The sequence below is a fragment of the Rhodoferax ferrireducens genome (genome assembly GCF_003347515.1).
Taxonomy (GTDB): domain Bacteria; phylum Pseudomonadota; class Gammaproteobacteria; order Burkholderiales; family Burkholderiaceae_C; genus Rhodoferax.
Window position 1 is genome coordinate 1 of sequence record NZ_QEII01000121.1, and the last position, 1,166, is coordinate 1,166.

The following is a 1,166-nucleotide window of genomic DNA, read 5'->3' on the forward strand; positions in this document are numbered from 1 at the left end:
GCCAGGATGCCGACGTTGATGCCGACCATGCCGTATTCCAGCGCCTCGCTGACGCGGAAGATGCGCCCAACGTCGCGGCTGTAGAAATAGCTGGCCAGGCCGAACTCGGTGTTGTTGGCCGCATCAATGGCTTCCTGCTCGGTCTTGAAACGGAACACCGGCGCGAACGGGCCGAAGGTTTCCTCTTTGGCGCACAGCATGTCGCTGCTCGCCTCCGCGATCACCGTGGGCTCGAAGAACTGGCCAGCCATTTTGTTGCCGCCGGCCATGATCTTGCCGCCCTTGGCCAGCGCATCGGCGACATGGCGGCTGACCTTGTCCACCGCCGCGTCTTCGATCAACGGGCCCTGCAGCACGCCCTCGTCGAAGCCGTTGCCGACCTTGAGCGCCTTGACCTTGGCGGCGAACTTGGCGACAAACTGGTCGTAGACGCCGTCCTGCACGTAAAAGCGGTTGGCGCAGACGCAGGTCTGGCCGGCGTTGCGGTACTTGCTGGCCATGGCGCCTTCGACCGCCGAGTCGATGTCGGCGTCATCAAACACGATGAAGGGGGCGTTGCCGCCGAGCTCCAGCGACATTTTCTTGACGGTGGGCGCGCTTTGCGCCATCAGGATGCGACCGACTTCGGTCGAGCCGGTGAAGCTGATGTGGCGCACCACGTCGCTGGCGCAGATCACCTTGCCGACGGCGATCGAGTTGTCGCTGTCGGCGGTGAGCATATTGAGCACGCCGGGCGGGATACCGGCGCGAATGGCCAGTTCGGCTGCGGCCAGCGCGGTCAAGGGGGTCAGTTCGGCCGGCTTGATCAGCACGGTGCAGCCTGCGGCCAGTGCCGGCGCCACCTTGCGCGTGATCATGGCCAGGGGGAAGTTCCACGGCGTGATGGCGGCACAGACGCCGATCGGCTGCTTGATCACCAGCAGGCGGCGGTTGTTGTCGAACTGGGGCAAGGTTTCGCCGTTGACGCGCTTGGCTTCCTCGGCGAACCACTCGACAAAGCTGGCGCCATAGGCGACTTCGCCCTTGGCTTCAAGAAACGGCTTGCCCTGCTCGGCGGTCATGATGCGGCCCAGGTCCTCCTGGTTCGCCATCAGCAGGTCGAACCACTTGCGCAGGATGATGCTGCGCTCCTTGGCGGTCTTGGCTTTCCAGGCCGGCCAGGCGGC

At 64.8% G+C, this 1,166-nt stretch carries 1 protein-coding gene; it reads right to left on the minus strand.

What is annotated here, in order from left to right; genetic code table 11:
* Positions 1–1,166 (minus strand): NAD-dependent succinate-semialdehyde dehydrogenase (locus C5P05_RS00530; protein WP_157979147.1); only part of this gene is annotated, 1,166 nt, incomplete at both ends.